Origin of the sequence: Microcoleus sp. SVA1B4, from assembly GCF_036700545.1 — a bacterium.
Lineage (GTDB): Bacteria > Cyanobacteriota > Cyanobacteriia > Cyanobacteriales > Microcoleaceae > Microcoleus.
The window spans coordinates 109,979-131,343 of sequence record NZ_JAUBPB010000012.1 but is presented as its reverse complement, the minus strand read 5'-3'; the positions used below and the strand labels follow the sequence as shown (position 1 = coordinate 131,343).

Here is a 21,365-nt window from a genome sequence, read left to right as displayed (position 1 = left end):
TGTGGGTTGGGCGTCCCGCCCGTCCTTTTGGGACGGGCGGGACGCCCATCCCACAAACTTGTGGAAGTTATTTAATTCTCATTCCTAAGCGCGTAAGTGTTCACTCCTGACGCACCATACAAGCCTCGTTACTGGTTTAAATACTCCACAGCTTAGCCAGTATCTTGTGAACTATCGGTTGAGGGATGGAAATGAACATTGCTTTTTTTTAAACAAGCTGAAATCGTGGCCAGGCCCAGGTTCAAAATTTAGGCAAATAATCTGTTTACGGTCTTGATTAATGATTACTTGCATTTTTAGGCTGTGTTTTTTTTATTTCGTGAACAGTATTTTTCGGGTTTTTTTTCGTTCGATAGCTGTCTGTTTATGTGACATCCATTACCACAACTTTGCTGACGCCCAAAACCTTTGAACAATGCTTTTATCCTAGGAATACCAAATTTTCACATTTTTTTTAAAAAAGTTGATTTCATGTTAGTTACAATTCGGCTAATCGTTGATTCGGATACTCCCCAATTTGTCCCCGAAAATAGGTTCGATATTCTCCCCAATATTCCTAGGCAACTAAAAGTTGTTCTTCAAGAGTGAAGGCGCTTCGGCGTCCTCGTTGAGCTTGAGGATTTTCTAGCCGGAATTGTTCTCAAGTGTTAACCCTTTCTTTAAACGTTTGAATCAGGACACCACATCTCTGTTTAAATTGCTCCGGTTTCAAATTTTGATAAAATCGATAGATTTATTATGTAACTACAAAACACCTTTTTAGCATTTTATGCTGTTTTGAGCATCATGTCCTGAAAATCAGTTCAACCTGCAATTTCCTCCAATTAAGCCAAAGCCTTTATTCTAGCATATATTTTTTGCACGATGTCTATTATTTCTTCCCAATGACTACTGATACCAGTTGAAAAAAAGAATGCAACTGTAGGCCTGTGATCCCAACCACGTGCTTCATCAGTCATTTCCAATTATTCAATTATTCAATCCTCTGATACCAGTTGAAAAAAAGAATGCAACTGTAAGCCCGCGATCCAAACCACGAGCTTAATGAGTCATTTCCAATTATTCAATTTTTCAATCTAAAATCTCAAATCTCAAATCGTATGACTGGTGACTAAGGACGACTGACGATCGGAATCTCGATCGCAAACTCAGTGCCCCGTCCAGCTTCCGAAACGCAATCTAGTCGCCCCCCGTGCTGTTCCACAACTAAATGGTAAGAAATCGACAGTCCCAATCCAGTGCCCTTGCCGACTGGTTTGGTAGTAAAAAACGGGTCAAATAATTGGCGGCGAATCTCCTCCGGTATGCCCCGCCCGTTGTCGCAAATGCGGATCGCCACAAAATCGCCGCCAACAACTTCAGTGCGAATTGTAATTGTGGGAACAGTCAATGGAGAATTAGGATTTGACGGGGGTGAATTTTTCGCATTTCTCGCCGCCCATTCCCCTTGCTGGATTTCTTCATCCAAAGCATCAATAGCATTGCCGATAATATTCATGAACACCTGATTGATCTGACCAGCACAGCACTCGATGTGGGGCAAATTGCCATATTCTTTAATAATCTGGATAGTTGGATGTGGGCCGTGGGCTTTGAGCCGATGCTGCAAAATCAACAAAGTGGTTTCGAGTCCCTCGTGAATGTCAACGAGCTTGATGTTAGATTGATCCGATCGCGAAAAATTACGCATCGACACAACTATTTGGCGGATGCGCTCGGTTCCTACTTGCATAGAAGACACTAGCTTAGATAAGTCTTCTACCAAAAAATCGACTTCCATCTCTGCTGCTGCTTCCCGAATTTCCGAGACTGGTTCGGGATAGTGCTGCTGGTAAAGTCCCAAAAGTTGGAGCAATTCTTTGATGTAGTGGCTGGCGTGGGAAAGGTTGCCGTAGATAAAATTAACAGGATTGTTAATTTCGTGAGCGATACCGGCAATCATTTGTCCCAAAGAAGACATTTTTTCGGTTTGCACTAATTGAGTTTGAGTTTGCTGCAACTTTCGCACAGTTTGCTCTAATTGCTGTGCTTGATTTTTCAAGCAAGTTTGCTTTCGCCGCAGGACTTCTTCGACTCTCTGGCGCTTGATAATATCCCGTCTCAACAATTCATTTGATTCTAAAAGTTGAGCGGTGCGTTCTTCAACTTGTTTTTTTAAGTCGTCGTGAGCTTGGCGCAGGGCTTCTTGGGCCCGCTGCCGCTCTAAAATTTCTTGCTGCAAAAGTTCGTTGGCTTTCTGCAATTGGGTGGCTCGATCGTCCACTGCTTGTTGTAACAGCTCGATCGTCCCATACATTTCAGATTGGTTAAAAACTTGCGGCAAACTTGTCTGAGACACAACGCCCAAAAGCTCTCCCTGGCTGCCAACTACTACCAAACGGCGGACGCAGTGGCGCTGCATGGACTGGTGGACACTCCAGAGGGAATCGGTGGGAGATATGCAAAATAAAGGCGCACTCATGGCCCTTGCAGCGGGGATTTCCGAGAGGTTGAGTTCGAGGGCGTGAAACTGCACGATGTCGCGCTCGGTGACAATGCCGATCGGAATTTGGTAATTTTGTGTTGGTGCGATCGCCCGATCGGGATGCTGAGTTTGCTCTTTGACAATGACAACGGAACTAACTCGATGCTTGACCATGAGCTGGGCTAAATCGAGGGCTGAGGCAGTTGTTGTGGCAGAAATGACTTGGTGCGTCATGACATCTGCTGCACAGCGCAAATTGGTTAGCAAGTTAATCGGCTGGAGGGCTTCGTGAATGGCTTCGCGGGTGATGATGCCGAGAAGTCGCGAGTCCTCGTCCACTACGGGCAAATGCCGGATGGAGTGCTGGCGCAAGGTGAAGATAGCTGTGAAAATATCTGGAGACTCGGATTTTTTGAGAGTAATGGGCGATCGAGTCATTACGTCAGCAATTGTCAGTCCGACTGTACAAGCTGCGACGGTAGTTAGCTTGACGATATCCCGTTCTGTAAAAATGCCGATCGGGCGATTATCTTCCACGACTAAGACGCAACTGCGCTTGGCTGCGCTAGCAACAGCGTTTTGTTTTTCGCCACAAAGGTGACAGGAGACGCGCATCGGGTTCATGAGAGCCAACACTTGGGCGATCGGGGTTTCTGGAGCCACGGTGAGGGGGTGGCGGTCGATCGCCCGATCTAAAGGCGAGGAGTAGATTGGCCGGCTGTTGGGGCGTTCGGCCGGTTCTGATGATTTAATTACCGACAACTGCGGAGCTGAATCTCGAAAATGTTGTAATTGTTCTTCTTGTAGCATGATTATTAATTTTACTTAATGAGTTGTTACAATTTTGGAGACTTGGGTTGGCAGACTTAGCATTAATTAAGCGGGTGATAGATGCTCGATCGCCTAAAATCTGATTGCTAGAACACTCTTATTTAATTTTTATTTTTTAAATCCTATGTCGTGGACTCCCTTAAGTCATCGAATTCATCACTTGCCGCTTATCCTTGCGGGCCCGATTTTGCGCCGGACTGAAAGTCGGGCCGTGACAGTTTGGCTGGCTCTGAAAGCCCCCCGCCAAGTCGAACTCAAGGTTTATTCGACAGAGGGCGGAACCGGCGAAATTGTCGATCGGCCCTTGCTCCAAGGTGCGACCTCTACCGTGCAGCTCGGCAAATACCTGCACGTAGTCGCCGTGACTGCTAAACCAATTAACAGCAACCTCTTGACATCTGGGCAAATTTATGCTTATGACATCAAGTTTACTGGGAGTAGCGAGTCGAACGTCGGGGGTGCAGTCCCAGAAAATGAGAAAGAAAATCTCATTTCTTGCCTGTGGCCTGCCACCCCTGATTTATCGGCTTTGGGGCCGGAGACGATTAGTTATTTCGCTCACCAGTTGCCCACTTTTGCCCTGCCGCCGCAGGATTTAAACTATTTGCGTATCGTTCACGGTTCTTGTCGTAAGCCCCACGGAGACGGCAGAGATGCGCTGCCCATCTTGGATAATTCGATCGAACAGTTTGCAGGAACGGCAAATAGCAGGCCCCACCAACTGTTTTTAACGGGCGACCAAATTTACGGCGACGACGTTGCCGATGCCATGCTGTGGGCCTTGACTGACGCTGGCGATACACTGTTGGGCTGGGAAGAAAGTCTACCCCTGATGGATGATGCCCAAATAAAAAAGAATTTGTGTATCAGTATACCTAAAAATTCGGAAAACGAAACTGCACTTGACCAAGAGAGGGAAATTTTTAGAGAGTCGCCAATTCAGAAACCGTCGGATGCTGAGTATCAGTTCAAAAAACCAATTGAGTTACAGCCGGGGACTCGCAGCGATATTGCCAGAGATTTTGGCGGCTTTACGGCGATGTTGGTGAATAAACCCAAAAATGCTAAAAGTCACTTGTTTAGCTTGGGCGAATATTATGCGATGTATTTGTTAGTTTGGTCGCCGGTACTCTGGTGCACAAGTTTTCCGAAGGGTAAGGATATTTGCCCAAATTCTAAGCAGGCAAAAGTCTGGGATAGAGAAGTTGTTGAACTTAACGGTTTTGCTCGCAATTTGTGGAGAGTGAGGAGGGCGCTAGCGAATATTCCTACTTATATGATTTGCGATGACCATGATGTTAGCGACGATTTTTATTTGAATCGAGAGTGGTGTTACCGGGTGCTGGGGAAGCCGCTGGGCCGCCGGGTAGTGCAGAATGCTTTGCTGGCTTACGCTGTGTTTCAGGCTTGGGGAAATACGCCTGCACAGTTCGATCGCGAAAAACCGGGAGATAAATTATTCAAGGCTGCTGAAAAATGGTCTGCTTCGGCGGGGACTGATGTTTCTGCTTGGGAGGATGCGGCTTCGTATTTGGGAATTCCCGCGCTCGATCCAAAAACTCATTTGCCTAAGTTGAAATTAGATGAAGATGTTTTTATTTTGGATCGAGATGACGAGGGTGTAACTGAGGTTTTGAATTGGCATTTTACTGTGAGAAGTTTTAAGCACGAGGTGATTGTGCTGGATACGCGGAATTGGCGGGGGTATCCGGTGAAAAGTGCGATCGATCCACCGATGCTTTTGACTCACAAAGGTTTTGAGGAGCAAATTCAGAAACCTTTGAGGGAGACTGAGTTGCTGAATAAAACTGGGGAGTTTGAGATTGAGGCGACGCTGGTGGTTGTGCCGACAAATTTGGTGGGTTTGTCGATTATTGATGCGGTGCAAAAGTGGGATGTGGAACAGGGGAAGGTTTTTAATAGTGATGCGGGGGATTCTTGGAATTTTCATGAGTTAGCTTTTGTGAAGCTGTTGGTGGAATTTTTTAAGCAGCGCAATCGGGTGATTGTGTTGACGGGGGATATTCACTATGCTGCTGCTGTGCGACTGAGTTATTGGTCTGATTGTCATTTTGGCGATTCTCGATCGAACATTGAGCCTTTGAAGGGGGCGAATGATAAGTCAAATTGTCAAAATTCTGTGTTGGCGCAGTTGACTGCTAGTGCTTTGATCAATGAGGAGTGGACAACGCATTTAGTTCATACTAAGATTAAGTCGCTGTTTCCTGAGCGATCGCACGAATGTTTGGGATGGAATGAGCCGCTGGAATTAATGAAGATTTCGAGGGGTGGCAGAAAGAAGGCTATGGCGGCTGCTGTCAGAAATAGACAATCTCTGCCTGATTGGGGCTATCGGATTGACTGGATTAAACGGCAAAGAGCTCGCGTGTTTTTGCAGCTAGAAAATGGAACTGCGTCAGATAGATCGCATAAAAATAAACAATTGTCATTCCGGCGTAGGTTATGGAATTTTATATCGCTGTTGTGGCGCAATCGCTGGCTGCAAGAGGGTGATGAGATTGTGGGATATAGCAATATTGCGATCGTCAGTTTTCAGTGGCCGGCTGATGATGATGGGGAGAAGGCGGTGATGCAAAATATTTATTGGCGGCCTCTTTGGGAGCCGGATAGTGTAGTTTATAGTCAATATTTTGTGCCACTGGGATTGGATGAGGATGATTAGATTCACGATTTATTGAAGAAGTCGGGGATTTCGATACGGGTACAATATTGTGATCGGTTTGTGGCAGTGTCCGCCGGAGGAGAAACCCTAGTCTCATAGCTAAAGTCGGTTGGAACTGAGATGTTACACCATTCTCAAGAACAGGCTTTCCGGCCTGTTCCACAAGAGATGAATTTTATTGTGGAACAGGCCGGAAAGCCTGTTCATAAAAGATTTATCGAGAAGGGTGCAAGATGTCAGTTGGAACTGAGATGTTACACCCTTCTCAACTAGCCATACTGCCAGCCACTAAGGATCGTGGATTAAATAACTTCGTAGGTTGGGTTGAGGAACGAAACCCAACAATCAAGCGTGGCGTTGGGTGGAGCGAAGCGTAGGGTTCGTCCCTCAACCCAACCTACAAAAAATGCAAGTTATTTAATTCTCATTCCTAACAGTGATCTCAAAACTGTGCTTATGAGCTAGACTCTGGGTACGATCGATATTAATTAACAGACCCAACACTACCAAAGATAGCAACAAAGTTTCTCCGACAGTCGCAGATTTCCTAGAGCCGGCCGACTTGCTCAATCAGTTAAAAGCCATACGCAAAAAGTCGAGGGCGGACTTGGCAGATATGGAAGTTGTTTGGGACATATTAGAAAACCATCAGCACGAAAGTTCAGCGGAAAACTAACCTTCTTGCTGTTCGATAAACGTGAAACCCTTGATGGATATAGCAGAAAATAGAAAGCCCGTGACGAGATTTGAACTCGTGACTTCCTCCTTACCAAGGAGGTACTCTACCACTGAGTTACACGGGCATAAAAAATTAAGAATCTCCAATTAAAAAATTAATTTTTAATTCTTAAATTTTAACTTTTTATTAAATTGAGGTGGGCCGAGCTAGATTTGAACTAGCGTAGGCGTAGCCAGCGGATTTACAGTCCGCCCCCATTAACCGCTCGGGCATCGACCCATTTCCATCACAGTTATACATCCTAGCACCAGAATCTTTATTTGCAACATTATATTTAAAACTCTAATCATTTAGCTGATAACACATAAGTGAGTTAGGGGCTGACGGGAAAATTGAACACTGTTTAAGGTGTGCATTGCTAAGTCTAGGCTGGGTGCGTGCCCGGAGCACCCTAAGTCTAGACTTAGCCCAAATCCCTAATTCACTAATTCCCCGGTTTCTTGCAGGGAGTGCAGGCGGCGGTAAATACCTTGTTGACTCAAAAGTTCTTCGTGGCTGCCAACTTCGACGATTCTACCGCCGTCGAGTACGACGATCGCATCGGCTTCGCGAATTGTACTCAGTCTGTGGGCAATAATTATGGTGGTGCGCGTACCGAGGATATTTCGCATGGCTATCTGGATCGATCGCTCGCTTTCATAGTCCAAACTAGAAGTAGCCTCATCAAAAATTAACACATCCGGCTCCACCAACAGCGCCCTGGCAATCCCCAACCGCTGCCGCTGGCCGCCGGACAACCGCATTCCTCTCTCCCCGACCACGGTATAGTAACCTTGGGGCAACAGCCGCACAAAATCGTCTACTTTGGCAATGCGACAAGCATCCTCAACTTGCTCGAAAGTGGCGTTTCTGTTTCCGTAAGTCAAATTTTCCAGCAAAGTACCGTTAAAAACGTCTACTTCTTGGTGGACAATGGCTAAACGCTGGCGGTAGCGAGTCACGTCTAAGCTGCAAATGTCTTCGCCGTCGATCAGAATGCGGCCGGAGTTGGGTTCAAAGTAGCGAAACAAAAGTTTCACTAAAGTCGATTTCCCGGAACCCGATCGCCCGACTAATGCTACAGTTTGTCGGGGATGAATCAATAAATTCACATCTTGCAAAACGGGTTTTTGACTGTCGTACCCGAATGTCAAACCGCTGATCTCAACTTTGCCGGTAAATTTATAAGATGGCTGTGCCGATCGAGCATTTTCTGCTAAATTAACCGCATCAACACCGTCGGGCGTTTGCATAAACTCGTGGAACCGGATCATTGAAGAATAACGCCGCGCCAATGATTCGGCGATAATGCTAATCGGACGCAGTTGGGAATATGCCATGCTTGCCAACGTGTAGACGGTAACAAAATATCCGAGGGAAATTTTGCCTGCAACCGTGGCTGCTAGGCTAAAACCAAGAACTGAAAACAAACACAACTGGACGATCGTCTGCTGGTATGTCCCCAAGGTGACGTATCCTTTGTGAATGCGGTGGATCACGACTTTTAATTCGCGATCGAGTCGGGTGGTTTGCCTTTTGAGTTCATCGCTTTCTGTCGCAAAAGCTTTGACTGTTTTGATGTTGGTGATAATTTCCGAGTTGCGGCTTTCTGTATCTTCGATGTATTCATCCAGAATTTCTTCCCGCGCAGTCACCTGTTGCAGGCCTTTGAGGGTGAAACTGAGGATAAATAGGAATGAAACCAAAATTAATAAGCCAATCCGCCACTCAATTAAGCAGATAACGGCAAAAATGCCGATTAAGCGGACGACTTCGGGGATGAAGTCGCCGGCAATTTCTGGGTAAGTCCAAGTATGGTTGGCGATGCCTTTGGCGATGCGGCTGGCAATCCGTCCGGCGTTGTTTTCGTCGTAGAATTCTAGGGGTAAGGTGAGGATTTTGCCGATCGCACTTCTCATTCGATCGCGCCTTGCCCTCAATGGTATCGCCCAGTGGAACCAATTTGCTACCCAAGGCTGGATCGGTGCTTTGGCTACTGTTACCAGAAAAATTATGCCGAGCAAGACGGATAGCGATAATATTTTGTTGGGTGACTGCTGGGTAACAGAGGCGATCGCTGCTATGAGTTTTTGCGTTACTGTATCTGTAGGTTGACCCGACAATACGTTTAATATTTGACCGATCGCGTAAGGAACAAGCAAATCGGCTAGTGCCAAAATGCTGGATGCGCCTATGCTGTAAAGTGATATTTTCCAGTAGCGGCTGTAGTATTTGAAGATGTCCTGAAAGCTTGCCATAAATTTTTGTTGAGATACAACCCTTGCAAACACTTGCATTTAGAACTGCGCTCTCGGCGCGCCGTGTTTACAAGTGTACTACAAAAGTAGTCGATCGGGGATTCATCTCGGCTCATGCTAGCGACTCGCCCGATCGGGTGATTTATGGCAATCATTCGATCGTCAGCAATCGATCCGCATTCCTGGGCAATCAATTCCAGACTAAGGGCCAAAAAATGCAAAAGACAGAATTTTTCTTAAATTCTGCCTTCTGAGCAATGCCTTATAAGTTTTACCTTTGAGTCGTCTGTTAGCTGAAGGTGTAGGCTGATTGCAGCGCCCACCAGATCAAGAAGCCGATTCCGCCGGCAATGACAATCGCCGAAATGGCGATCGCTATAGGACTGTCAGCTCCCTTGAACTTCATGATTCCGCGATTTAAATCTGACATGACAGTGTTCTCCCACAATTCCAGCTTGATTGTAGCTTTGCCGTGGGTCGATGGCGGTCAATTTTCACGGCAATTACTGATTTGGTTAATGATCTGGCTGCTGAAATTGCAGGTGGGGAGTGGGTTTGGGGGGGGTTTACTGGGTTTGTGAAAAAAACTTACTAAAAAGACTTGACAAATTTAGAGAATTGAGACAATATTGTTAATACCGCAGGAAATGCGGGTGTAGCTCAGTGGTAGAGCGTCACCTTGCCAAGGTGAATGTCGCGCGTTCGAATCGCGTCACCCGCTTTAGAAGATAAACAAAATCAAGAAAACCGGAAAGTAGATCAAGAAAGTTTTCGGTATACTCCTAATGATGGTTGAAAATACCTAAGTTAGTGGTAAGATTGAATGCAGAACTTGTAAGTCAAAATTGCCGATCGGGCAATATCTCGGAATAGGCAGTTGAAAGCCTCGCTTTGGCGGAATTGACAAGTTTGATTAAGTGGATATGTTAACGATTATTTTTGCAAAAACGCTTTTTTTATCCGATCGCTAGTGCCATCTCAAAAAGCTCCCAAGATTGACTTAAACGATGAGTACCCCTGTCCTTGCCGACGCCGGGGTCGTCTAGTTCCCATAACGTTGACAGAAGCCTTTGGCTGCAACCGCTGTCAACAAATATTTGTATTGGACGAAAGTGGAGACGTGATCGAGCAACTATCAACGAACTATCCTTACAAGCAGGCTTGGCGGTGGACAGGGCACCAGTGGAACAGAGCGCATCCGGGTTTGAAAGCCCATTACTTGCCACTGGCTTTGGGTATGATATTGGTGCCGCTAGTGATTTGGTTGCCCTTGGCGCTACACTCGCCGGGCCCGAATATTATTCTGTGGGCAATGGTCGCCGTGCTGCTAGCAATGCTGCCGGCGCTGATGGTATGGCTGGCTTACAGGCGTTAGCTAGATGATAATAGAGGATTTTACCCATTCATCAGATGCCGCAAATGTCGCGCGTCGGGCTTATCAAGCTTCTTTGGAGTTGGCGGCGACAAAGAGTGCCGATCGCGCGGCAGCTTTGCAGGCGATGGCGGGCTCGCTGAAACGCAGACAAAATGACATTTTAGAAGCAAATACTCTGGATCTAGAAGCGAGTCGGGACATGGCGATTCCCGAATTGATTGTGGAGTGGCTGAAGCTGACGCCGGAACGGATCAAGACAACTGTGCAAATTCTGGAACGGTTGGGGGAAATGCCAGATCCGATCGGCAGGGTGATCAATGCTTCTTATCAGGTCGATCGCTGTCAGGTTTACTGTCAGTCGCTACCACTGGGGGCGATCGCTCTAATTTACGAGGCGTTTCCAGAGTTGGGGGCGATCGCTGCGGGTTTGTCTCTCAAAAGCGCTAATAGTTTGATTCTTAAAGGCGGCAGCGAAAGCTGGCAAACTAATGCTGTAATTGGGGAAGCTTTGGTTTCGGCGATCGATGAGGTCGGTTTGCCATCGGGATGTTTGCAGGTACTGCCGCCGGATCGGGGCGCTTCGATCAGAGAATTGGTCACTCAAGACCAATATCTCAATTTAATTATTCCCTACGGTAGACCAAGTTTGGTGCAGCAGGTGGTAAGGTTGTGCACAGCACCAGTTTTGAGGTCGGCAATGGGAAATTGTTACCTTTATTGGTCGCCGACTGGCAGTTTGGAGATGGCAAGGTGGATGATTTTGGACAGCCATCAAAGCGTGCCCGATCCTGTTAATGCGATCGAGAAAGTGCTCATCGATCGCAACCAAAAGCCTTCTTCCTTAGTCAGGCTGTGGAACAGTTTAAAAGAAAAAGGCTTTCAAATTAGCGGCGATGCGGATCTCGTCGCAGATTTCCCAGACTTGAAGCTGGCTGAAACATACGAGTGGACTCAACCGTATTTAAACAAAACCATAGCGTTTAAAGTTGTCGATAGTTTAGAGATTGCGATCGGCTGGATCAACCGCTACAGCAGTGGTCACGCTGACTGTATTGCCACTGAATCTTACTTAGAAAGTCGCCAATTTGCTCTGGATGTTAACAGCGCCTCAACTTTTATTAATGCCTCACCTCGGTTTTGGCGCTATCAAAATCGGGGAGATGCGATATTTTTGGGAATGTCCAACCAAAAAGGTTATCGCCGGGGATTGATCGGGTTAGATACGCTGACGACAATTAAAGAAATTGTTCAGGGAAACGGACTTTTTTAATCTTATAGGTTATTTAAGATTGGTTATTGAGATTAAACCAAACTGAAAAGTGGGAAACTATTATCGATGCGTAAGCCTTTAATATTTGTCCCAAAAACCTTTTTATAGGATACAATAATATCTTGGTAGAACAATCAGGCCGCCTCGATCTAAAGCAATTTGATCACAAGCTGCAGGATAGCCGCAGTGGAGACAGATAAAATCTCCGCATCCTAACAATAAGCCGCCGGATTTATGTGTGGGTTCAATCTAAAATCGGGTACGGAATCTAATTAAATTTAGAAACTTATTAATTGACATGAAAACACTCTTAGCGATCACATGAAATCAGAAAAATCACTCAATACTCTAGACAAAACTGCAGCGGCGACTTTAGGCAAAGAAACGCTAATTCACCACTCGGTATATGTTAAAAAATTGCGTCCACTTCTGCCATCAGAAGCCTTTAAACCAGATGCTAGCAAGTTGGTTATACTGTTCATTAATATGGCCATTTTGCTACTGGGTTGGGGGATTGCCGATTGTCTAGATCAGTGGCCCATCTATCTTCTATGGCTTTATTTACCTTTAGCTTTAATTATGGGTAATAGTATCGTAACTATGGGATTTTTCGCCCATGATTTCATGCACGGTAGCGTCAATAAAAAGTCTCGTATGACTTATCATATAATTAGTTTTCTAGGGTTTGCAATGATGTTTATGCCTTCTACTCAGTGGAAATATGTTCATAACATTGTACATCACAGTCAAACAAATTATCTAGAAGATCCGGATCGCAATTACCTTTACCACCAGCCGAATAGTTGGGGAAAATGGATTCATAATTTCTTTGCGCCAGCGATTGATAATCCATCTTGGTTATTAATAGTAGGACTTCCAGCATCGTGGTTATTTCATCAATTTTGCCACCTCTCGTCGAGCCTATTGTTTAATAATAAAATTGTGGATTATGTGCCCGCTGCATTCACAGTTAGTCAGAAAGATAGATTGAAAATTGCTCTTGAGTTGTTTGCGGTTTTATGCCTGCATTTTAGCATTTTATTCTATTTAGAGTTTCATGCGCTAAAAATCGTTCTTGGGTACTTGCTACCCTTAGCAATCGGTCATACAGTTGCAATGTTTTATATCTACACAAATCACCTGATTTGTCGGATGACGAGTGTTAATGACCCGCTGATTAATAGTCTTTCAATACGGGTTCCCAAAATAGTTGATTTGTTGCATTTCAATTTTTCATATCACACGGAGCATCATATTTTCCCTAGTCTTAACTCAGACTATTACCCTTTGGTTCAAGAGTTGATCCAAATTCACTATCCTGGGCGGATGAATTTACTGGATGCTGGTGAAGCTTGGCAATTGTTAATGAAAACTCCTCGGCATTACAAAGATGAAGTTACGTTAACTGATTATTTAGGGGAAACTTCGGTAAATTGCCCTCTTGATAATTCTGCTGTAACACCTTTGCCATAGCTAAATACACCCGTTACGCTCACAAGTTCCCCCCAGACTACAACTAGAAACCGACGCTAACGAGCAATTTCACCTGACGGGATAACAACCCCGTCAGGCTTATAATTCTACATCCAAAATATTCCCACGGGTTGATTCAGAAAGATAATTCTATTTATTTGTATTATTAGTAATGGCGATATTATGGTGCAAGAGTTGTTGAAAATTCACTATCCCGATCGCATGAATTTAATCGATGCTGGCGACGCTTGGACGTTGCTGCTGGAAACACCCCGGCATTATCAAGATGAAGTTACCTTCACTGATTCCTCTGGTACATTGTGTGTGAATTGCTCGATCGCTGAAGACTACAAAAGCTGAGAATGGGCAAAGGAATTTTCTTTTGGGGAGTAGGGGGTGGGGGGGGCGCCCCCCCCCCTACTCCCCAAAAATACACTCCTACATACTGATGCTATTTAGCACCAACGAAGGCTTGAGAGCAAAATAAGGAATGACTCGTTTTTGATTGTTAGCATCAATCCTTTGTTCTGCCATATTCAAATTTTGCTGGAACTGTCTGGCTAAAAGTTGGATCGGGGTTCCCGCAAAAACTTCGTCGAAGCTCATCCGGTAGAGTTCTCGGAAAGATTTATCGTAATAACCCAAACGGTCATATCGATAAGCTGACAAAATAAACATAGTTTTCAGTTGCTCAGCCGCTCGTTTGTACGGAGGAAGCAACCGTAAAATATCCTTTTCTGTAATCACTTCGAGATTGCCAGAAGCGGTAATTTTGGGAATGTCCCGGTAGGCTGCCAAGGGCATATTGGCGGCAAAAGCCATGTATTCGTACTGGGGAAAATTGACGGCTGAATGCTGCGGGCCGCAGGTGAAAATTACAGTTGTGACAATTTTAATTAATTGTTCAACTGTGTCGATTTTGCTTGGCATTCCTTTGACTTTACCGCCGTTATCAGACGCTAATTCTTGAGCCCAGGTTTGCAGTTCCACATCTTCTGCGATCGCCTCTTTCGTCGGGTAAAAGTGTTTGAGATAGCCGGAGACAAAGGTTTCGATCGCATTCCACAGCAGCAATCCATCATCTCGGTAAGGGTAGTGAGGCAGTTGATTTGGATCGTCCATTTCCCGATTTTTCAGTTCGGTTGGGAAGGCAAATTGATCCAGACTCCAGTTACTGCAAGCCTCTCTAGCTATTTCCATTGTCTCTGGCAAGCTACCGCTTAGCAAGTCATCGACTGGCCCGCCCGGAGCGATCAAATAAGAACGCGCCAGCTCGTTGTTAGTCAACATAAACCGAAAGTGCGGTTTCAGCAGCAGGCTAAGGGGGTGATTTTTAGCCAACTGTCGGGCGGTGACGATCGCGATTGGTTCCATCACCAAATGAGTTCGACCTAAATGCGAGCTCATTTCGTGGTGATTGGCATCTGCTACTTGCACGCAGAGTTTCGCAAACAGCCAATCCACAGGAGGATCGAACGGGGTGTAAAGATGGCTATTTGGGGTCGGATCTAGTTGAATGGCGATCGGCACCAGTTCACCGCGATCGCGGATTCCCGTCCACCGCCAAGCGAAAAAAGCTCGCGGTTTTGGCAAGAATTTTCTGCCTTTTTCATAGCTGCCGCCTCCAATTTTTGAAGGCGCGCGATAGTGTTGGTCGCTACCCGTATAATCGGCAATGTAAATGTTTTTTTGTTGCAACTCTTGGCCCAGATCGAATAATGGGTGAAAGCTGGAAATTTGTGCCAGTGTTTGCGCCCGAGGATCGCCGGCATCTAACAAACGAAGCACCATCGGATTTGCCCCAGACAGGCGCTGTTCTGCAAAAGAGCGATCGGTTTGGTAGATTTTGGCAACAGCAGGTAGCGGCAGCAGAGTAAAGAAATCTTCATAGTCTTGGAGCTCGTCGAGAGGATCGAGAAAACTTCTCGAATCGGCCGCCAGCATATTTCCTGGAAGTTCCGATGTTGCTAGTATCCGCTCTCCAATATACTTGCTCGAAAAGTTCTCGACTGCTGGCACATCTTTCAATAATGCCAAAGGTGATAAACTCTCAAAGTCAAACTGATAAGCTTGTTGCTGCCGATTCAAGGAATCGCGACGCTGTTCTTGGTTCGGGTCGTCTTGAGGAAGAGAAGGTTTCATATTGTCTACCATTGTATAAATCAACTCTCTTTTTGTAGTAAAATATCGGAGATCATCACTACCGATCGAGGATGGAATTTAAAAAGTATTGTGCAGGCTCACGCTTGATATAGGTCTTATTCACCGATCGATAATCTTATTCCGGATTTTTTAAAGCTCAGAAAAATTCCTCAAAAGAAGGCAACACTTCTCGATCGCCCTAAATCTATGTTGAAAGGTTTCATCCTCCCGATAAGTAGCTCGCACTCAAGAACCCCGACTTCTTTGAGATGTCGGGGTTCGGGGAGTTCGGTTTTTTGAGCTGAGTCTACTCATTAGCGCTTAGGCACGAACCATTAAATATTGACCGTTGCCGTTATATTCGCCCTCGCAACTCGCGAAATTAGACACAAACCAAATCAAGTAAAACCGCCAGATGCGACGAAATTTAGCATAGTCGATGCCGTAGTCTAAATCTTTGAGTATTGCCTGAGAATCGTCAAAGTTTTTCAACCATTTAGCAAAGGTTGTGGAGTAATTGTATCCGTTGAGATACCATCTTTTAATGGTCTTGAGGTCTTTGTTGTGGCTGGGAATTGCATCATATTTCCAGTAACGGCCGTGGGGAAAAATGTATTTCTGGGTGAAAACGCTGGATATATTGTTGGGAGTGCGAACTGTGATGATGTGAATGAAAACTTTGCCGTTATCCTTCAGGAAAGATTCTAGCTTTTGGAAAGCTTTCGTTAAATTGCCTAGATGCTCAAAAACTCCGATGGAGAGAATTTTGTCAAATTTTGTCTCGAAGTTGGCGTCGTTAAAATCGCCTTCATATAGGGTAAATCGACCTGAACTAAGGTAGCTTTCGGGGTCTTGCATCTTCTGACGCATATACTCGCATTGGTGGTGGCTGAGGTTAATGCCAGTAGACTGGACATTGGGGAATTTGGAAAGAATGTAATTGGGAACGCAACCCCAACCGCAGCCAAAGTCTAAAATATTGTCGCCATCCTGAATTTCTAGCTTCTCAATCACATGATCAATCATCTGCATTTGCGATTGTTCAAGGTTGGCTGCTCCTTTTTCCCACAACCCCATGCTGTATTTAGGATAAATGAGTTTGCCGTCGCCTAACATCGGATTCAGCATTGCTTGAGGTAAGTCGTACTGAATCTTCATTAAATCCCGCGGCCCTTCGGCTGTATGGTCTGTTTCTGTTAGTACCCATTCATAGGGTGCAAGCAGGGAGGGGAAATGCTTAAAAAAGACGGGCATACAGGTATCAAAAAGCGATCGCAATACTGAATCTGCGACTTCTAATCCGTTGATGTAAGACTCTGCTACTGCCATTTGCACCGTGTTAACTGCACTGACTGCGAGGCGGGTTGCTCCGTAGGCGATCGGACTTTTGCTATGTACATCTCCCACGATGGGAATGTGTTTTTCGATGCTTTGTAGGGCTGTTGATGAAGTCATGGTTATAGTGGTTTTAAAGATGCTGCTATTCTATCTCACGAAAATTAGCTGGTTGTTAGAGATCCAAAAAGCTGAAACTATTGTCAAGTCAGGTTTGCACAGCCAAACTTCCCAAAATCCTAAAAACATATGGCGGTTGAAGGGGATTTGATAACGGATTTATAGGGTTTGGGCGATATGAATTTTATTAAGAATTATGTCAGTCTATTTGAGATTTGAGATTTGAGATTTGAGATTAACTCCAGAGCTTGAATTGGGGTATTTTCAGGGTGAGATTAAAATTTTAGTGTTCAGTTATACCATTTTAGATATTAGAATTGAAAATGAATGATGAGCTAAGAGTTGGACTCTTGCCTAGAGTTGCATTCTTTTTTTAAACTGGTGTCAATCGATTTTAGATTTTAGATTTTAGATTTTAGAGGCGACCCCACGGATAAATGCTCTTTCTTGAGGATTTTCGATTTTCGATTTTGGAGTGATTCCACGGATAAATCACGTGGCGGGTACCACCTTTGAAATTCGTGGTCAGTTGGGCGCTTGAGGTGAGGAAACGAGAAGCAAGTGCCGATCGCGACTTATAGTTAAGGTATCAGGGATACAGAAAAAATGCCCAGAAACCGGGTTTGCATACAGGTTCGCTGCAATAACAGATGTCCGCGAGATTCCTCGCTAATTAACTAGACGCGCCACCTATGCCACAGATTCACTATCTGCCGGACGATCGCACGATCGAGATAGACGACGACGATATAATTCTCGAAGCTTCCCTGCGTGCCGACATTCCCCACACCCACATCTGCGGCGGTAGCGCCCGATGTTCGACTTGCCGGGTATTGATTGTCGAAGGTTTGGAATTTTGTTCTCCCCGCACTTCGCCGGAAGAGGAACTTGCCAAAAAATTGCGCCTAGAACCGGAAATTAGGCTAGCTTGTCAGACACAGGTTGCGGGCGGCAGGGTGATTTTGCGCCGACTGGCGATCGATTCTGAAGACTTGGAATCATTTAACGACGAAATGGCCGGAAAGTTGATTTCTACTCCTGTGGGTCAAGAGAAGAAAATTGCAATTTTGTTTGCCGATATTCGAGGGTTTACTGCGTTTGCAGAATCGCTGTTGCCCTACGATATAATTTATGTTTTAAATCGCTATTTCCAAAAAATGGGTTATGTTATAAACCGCAATGGCGGGATGATTAATAATTACATGGGAGATGGTTTTATGGCGCTGTTTGGGTTGGAAAATCCCGACAAGGCGGCGGAACAAGCGGTGAGGGCTGGGGTGGAGATGCTGGAGGAACTAGAGAAACTCAATCCCTATTTTGAGACTTTATACCGTCACCGGTTGCGGATTGGGATTGGCATTCACTGCGGGTGGGTGGTTGTGGGGAATTTGGGGGCGTCGAAGAGTCAGACAGTTACGGCGATCGGAGATGCGGTGAATTTGGCCAGCCGGATCGAGGCTGCTAATAAGCAAGTGGGAACAAGTTTACTAATTTCCGAGGAGACTTATCAGGAAGTGAAAGAATTGGCGATCGTCGATCGGTGCGTATCCGTGCCAATTCCGGGTAAAAGTGGCGAATATCCGCTGTATGAAGTAGTCGGGATGCCGCCGCTGCCCGCGGCAATCGAGGTGGTTTCCGAGGTTAAAAATATTTCTATATGGCAAAAATTTGTCAATAAGTTACTGGCTTTATATGCTGCTGCGGGCAATTGGCTTCGCAAAATTTGGAGTTAAATCAGAAAACTCTAGAGCAACTTTTTTTATTTTTGTTATTCCCTCGATAATATGAATATTCCTAAGTCAATTCTTCGCATTTTTCTATTCTCCCGAACGATCAAATCCTTTGATCACAACGAGATTTAGACCTGTGACTTGCTAACCTGCTAACGGCTGGGGCTGAAGGTTGCACTGGCAAGGTTGCTTGCGATAAATTCAAAATCGGTAAAAATAAGGTAGAAAATATGGTACATTATGATGTGTGTTTTTTAAGACTGCGAAAATCCGATGAAATCAAAGTTAATTGAGCTTTTTGGCCTTCTTCTTGTGGGATTGCTGGCTAGATCATCTGATGCACAATCTCAACCGAATCAGCAGAATATAGTTCTACTTGAAAATTTACCAGGTACTGAGTTATCTTGTGGGTCTAGAGTCCGTAATGCTTTCCCAGGAGGGCCCTGCAAAGCCGTCATCGAAGATAACAAGTTAATTTTTTATATTGAAGTCGGCAGTCACCAAGAAAAATTGGGTAACCAACGCGCTACCCAAGCGATCGTGATTCCACTCAAAAATATTTTTACCATTACGACGAAAATCTGGAGTAACACCAAGGTTTATGGGTACATCGGATTTATGACAGATGAGTCATTGCCATCTGGAAACCGAACCAACTTCCTTGATTTTGAAAAAAAGATCATCGACTACGAAATCCCCAGTCTAGAAGCTTTGACTCAGGCCCAGCAGCAATGGTTGAAAATGCTGAGAACCAAACTGCTTCAACCCACCCAATTTGCAGCCAAGCTACGACCTGCTTTTGCCGATAAGCCATCGCAAAATTTATCTGAACTAACCAACCAGGTCTTATCAACCCGCATCTGCATTCGCTGCGATTTACGTGGAGCTAATCTAGAAGGCGCAGATCTCAAAAAGGCTAATTTAGAAGGGGCTAACTTAGCCGGGGCAACGTTAAAAGGGGCAAGATTAGAAAGTGCTAACTTGATTGGCGCAGTTCTAGATAATGCTGATCTCAGCAATACAAATTTAAAATTAATTCGACTTTCTCTGGCCTCCCTAAAGCAGGCAAAATTGACTAATTCAGCCTTAAACGGGTCGAATTTAGAATCAACCGATTTATCCTATGCCAATCTCGATCGAGCGTCTATGACCCCGGCAAATACATTTCCGGTGGTTCTAACCGGGGCGAATTTGAGCCATGCCAGCCTGATTAAAACCTCGCTCAACGGCGCAGTCATGACATTGGCAAATTTTCAGGATGCCAACCTCAAGCAGGCTAATTTCAATCCTGTCACAATTCAGGTCTTTAAACATAGCACTAGTTTGAGCCTTGCAAATTTTCAACGCGCCGATCTGACTGAGGCTCAATTACGATCGGCTTTTATTATAAATACCAATTTCCAAGATAGTAATCTCAGCCGTGCCAATTTAAGAGATGGAACTTTGTGGAATATTAACTTTCAAGGGGCAAATTTGACTGAGGCTATTATCGAGAAAACATCATTATTCCGCGTAAATTTGCGAAATGCCACAATGACAAAAACCCGTCTGAACAACGCTACATTTTGCCAAACAACGATGAGTGATGGTTCTGTTTCTAATGAAAGATGTAAGCGTTAATTTGGCAGGGTAATTACGCTGAAATGTGCGACCGCTCTTGACAATTAAACCGCAAATATCCGCGTTAATCCGCGTGCATCTGCGGTTAAAAAAATCCCCAAATCCTAAGCCATTACCATCCCCCCATCCACATTAAAAACCTGCCCCGTAATATAAGCCGCCGCCGCATCTGCCGCCAAAAACTTCACCATCCCCGCAACTTCCTCAACTTCCCCATATCTCCCCAGCGGAATATACTTCAAAATCTCATCTGACTTGACATCCTTAGTCATATCTGTAGTGATAAAACCCGGTGCAACTGCATTCACAGTAATCCCGCGACTGGCCAACTCTTTCGCCACAGTTTTAGTAAATCCAATTACCCCAGCTTTTGCCGCACTGTAATTAGCTTGTCCCGGATTGCCCATTTGTCCAGCAACCGAAGCAATATTAATAATTCGGCCGCTTCGCTGTTTCAGCATGATTTTACTGGCAGCTTTCGCACACAAAAACACGCCAGTTAAATTCAAATCAATTACCGCTTGCCAATCTTCCAACTTCATTCGCAGCAGCAAAGTATCGCGAGTAATGCCCGCATTGTTCACCAAAATGTCAATCCGTCCCCATTTTTCCATGACATTACTGGTGAGTGAATCTACTTGGTCAGTTTTCGAGACATCTGCTGCAAGTGCGACAGCTTCTCCTCCTGCTGTGACTATTTCTGCTACCACCTCATCAGCAGCAGCACTCGAACTCGCATAGTTGACGGCGACTTTAGCGCCCTCTGCCGCTAATGTTAAAGCAACGGCGCGGCCGATTCCCCGCGACGCACCGGTCACGACAGCAACTTGACCCCGCAATCTCTGAAAAGTCTCTGGTAATAATTCCATAATTGTATCCTCGCAATCTACCAGAGAATTTTGCACTAAAATCGAGCCAGAACCCAAAAAATTATTTTGTCTTATGGCAGTTCAAAAACAGTTCAGCAGTTTTGAGGAGTTACTATCGGGCTCTGACTTGCCCGTGTTGGTGGATTTTTACGCTACTTGGTGCGGGCCTTGTCAGATGATGGCACCGATTTTGGAACAAGTGAGTGGTCAGATGAAAGACAAGCTGATGGTTGTCAAAATTGACACGGATAAGTACGAACAGTTGGCGTCGCAGCATCACATTTATGCTTTGCCGACTTTGGTGTTGTTCAAAAATGGCGCTGAGGTCGATCGCATTGAGGGAGTGATGCAAGCGGCGCAGTTGATCGATCGAGTGCAACCTTTCTTGTAGCACGAGCTCATCATGTCACACGTAGGGTGCGTCAGCTAATAGACATCTCCCAAAAAGATATTCAAGAACAGGCAGGATGCCTGTTC

14 protein-coding genes and 3 tRNA genes are annotated in these 21,365 nt (G+C 45.2%); 9 read left to right on the top strand and 8 right to left on the bottom strand.

Features of this window, described 5'->3' with window-relative positions; translation table 11 throughout:
* Positions 1-1,111: 1,111 nt before the first annotated feature.
* Complete coding sequence (locus QT987_RS08765; RefSeq protein WP_333239048.1) at positions 1,112-3,274, bottom strand: CBS domain-containing protein; 2,163 nt, start codon at positions 3,272-3,274, stop codon at positions 1,112-1,114.
* Between the two features lie 181 nt (positions 3,275-3,455).
* Between QT987_RS08765 and QT987_RS08760 the strand changes: the two genes are divergently transcribed.
* Entirely contained in the window at positions 3,456-5,978 is a 2,523-nt protein-coding gene (locus tag QT987_RS08760; protein WP_333239046.1) for a PhoD-like phosphatase, read from the top strand.
* Between the two features lie 731 nt (positions 5,979-6,709).
* On the opposite strand, the gene QT987_RS08755 is transcribed toward QT987_RS08760, so the two are convergent.
* From QT987_RS08755 to QT987_RS08740, 4 genes are all read right to left on the bottom strand, one after another.
* A tRNA-Thr gene (locus tag QT987_RS08755) sits at positions 6,710-6,781 on the bottom strand.
* 73 nt (positions 6,782-6,854) lie between these two features.
* Positions 6,855-6,936: transfer RNA gene (locus QT987_RS08750), tRNA-Tyr, on the bottom strand.
* A 197-nt stretch (positions 6,937-7,133) separates the two neighbouring features.
* Entirely contained in the window at positions 7,134-8,954 is a 1,821-nt protein-coding gene (locus QT987_RS08745) for an ABC transporter ATP-binding protein (RefSeq protein WP_333239044.1), read from the bottom strand.
* Between the two features lie 289 nt (positions 8,955-9,243).
* Positions 9,244-9,384, bottom strand: a complete 141-nt coding sequence (locus tag QT987_RS08740) for a hypothetical protein (RefSeq protein WP_172188980.1) — start codon at positions 9,382-9,384, stop codon at positions 9,244-9,246.
* Positions 9,385-9,603: 219 nt separating this feature from the next.
* Between QT987_RS08740 and QT987_RS08735 the strand changes: the two genes are divergently transcribed.
* The 5 genes from QT987_RS08735 to QT987_RS08715 all read left to right on the top strand — a co-directional run bounded on the left by QT987_RS08735 (position 9,604) and on the right by QT987_RS08715 (position 13,432).
* Positions 9,604-9,675: transfer RNA gene (locus QT987_RS08735), tRNA-Gly, on the top strand.
* 249 nt (positions 9,676-9,924) lie between these two features.
* Positions 9,925-10,329 (top strand): hypothetical protein, encoded by a 405-nt coding sequence (locus QT987_RS08730; protein WP_333056560.1) that lies wholly within the window; start codon positions 9,925-9,927, stop codon positions 10,327-10,329.
* A 4-nt stretch (positions 10,330-10,333) separates the two neighbouring features.
* Complete coding sequence (locus tag QT987_RS08725; protein ID WP_333239042.1) at positions 10,334-11,599, top strand: glutamate-5-semialdehyde dehydrogenase; 1,266 nt, start codon at positions 10,334-10,336, stop codon at positions 11,597-11,599.
* Positions 11,600-11,920: 321 nt separating this feature from the next.
* Positions 11,921-13,072 carry a fatty acid desaturase gene (locus QT987_RS08720; RefSeq protein WP_333239040.1) on the top strand — a complete coding sequence of 384 codons (1,152 nt, stop codon included), beginning with the start codon at positions 11,921-11,923 and terminating at the stop codon, positions 13,070-13,072.
* A 183-nt stretch (positions 13,073-13,255) separates the two neighbouring features.
* Positions 13,256-13,432, top strand: a complete 177-nt coding sequence (locus QT987_RS08715) for a hypothetical protein (RefSeq protein WP_333239038.1) — start codon at positions 13,256-13,258, stop codon at positions 13,430-13,432.
* A 78-nt stretch (positions 13,433-13,510) separates the two neighbouring features.
* On the opposite strand, the gene QT987_RS08710 is transcribed toward QT987_RS08715, so the two are convergent.
* Both QT987_RS08710 and QT987_RS08705 read right to left on the bottom strand, forming a co-directional pair.
* The gene (locus tag QT987_RS08710) at positions 13,511-15,214 is read right to left on the bottom strand and encodes a lipoxygenase family protein (RefSeq protein ID WP_333239036.1); all 1,704 of its coding nucleotides are present in this window, start codon (positions 15,212-15,214) and stop codon (positions 13,511-13,513) included.
* A 321-nt stretch (positions 15,215-15,535) separates the two neighbouring features.
* A complete protein-coding gene (locus tag QT987_RS08705; protein ID WP_333239034.1) occupies positions 15,536-16,669 on the bottom strand; it encodes a class I SAM-dependent methyltransferase in 1,134 nt (377 codons plus the stop codon).
* 692 nt (positions 16,670-17,361) lie between these two features.
* Here QT987_RS08705 and QT987_RS08700 point away from each other — a divergent pair.
* Positions 17,362-18,402, top strand: coding sequence for an adenylate/guanylate cyclase domain-containing protein (locus tag QT987_RS08700; protein ID WP_333239032.1), 1,041 nt, complete (start codon positions 17,362-17,364; stop codon positions 18,400-18,402).
* A gap of 270 nt (positions 18,403-18,672) precedes the next feature.
* Positions 18,673-20,019, top strand: coding sequence for a pentapeptide repeat-containing protein (locus tag QT987_RS08695; RefSeq protein ID WP_333239031.1), 1,347 nt, complete (start codon positions 18,673-18,675; stop codon positions 20,017-20,019).
* 104 nt (positions 20,020-20,123) lie between these two features.
* Here QT987_RS08695 and fabG read toward each other — a convergent pair whose 3' ends face one another.
* The gene (gene fabG / locus QT987_RS08690) at positions 20,124-20,888 is read right to left on the bottom strand and encodes a 3-oxoacyl-[acyl-carrier-protein] reductase (RefSeq protein ID WP_333239029.1); all 765 of its coding nucleotides are present in this window, start codon (positions 20,886-20,888) and stop codon (positions 20,124-20,126) included.
* A 73-nt stretch (positions 20,889-20,961) separates the two neighbouring features.
* On the opposite strand from fabG, the gene trxA reads away from it, so the two are divergent.
* The gene (gene trxA / locus QT987_RS08685) at positions 20,962-21,279 is read left to right on the top strand and encodes a thioredoxin (protein ID WP_333056552.1); all 318 of its coding nucleotides are present in this window, start codon (positions 20,962-20,964) and stop codon (positions 21,277-21,279) included.
* Positions 21,280-21,365: the final 86 nt, after the last annotated feature.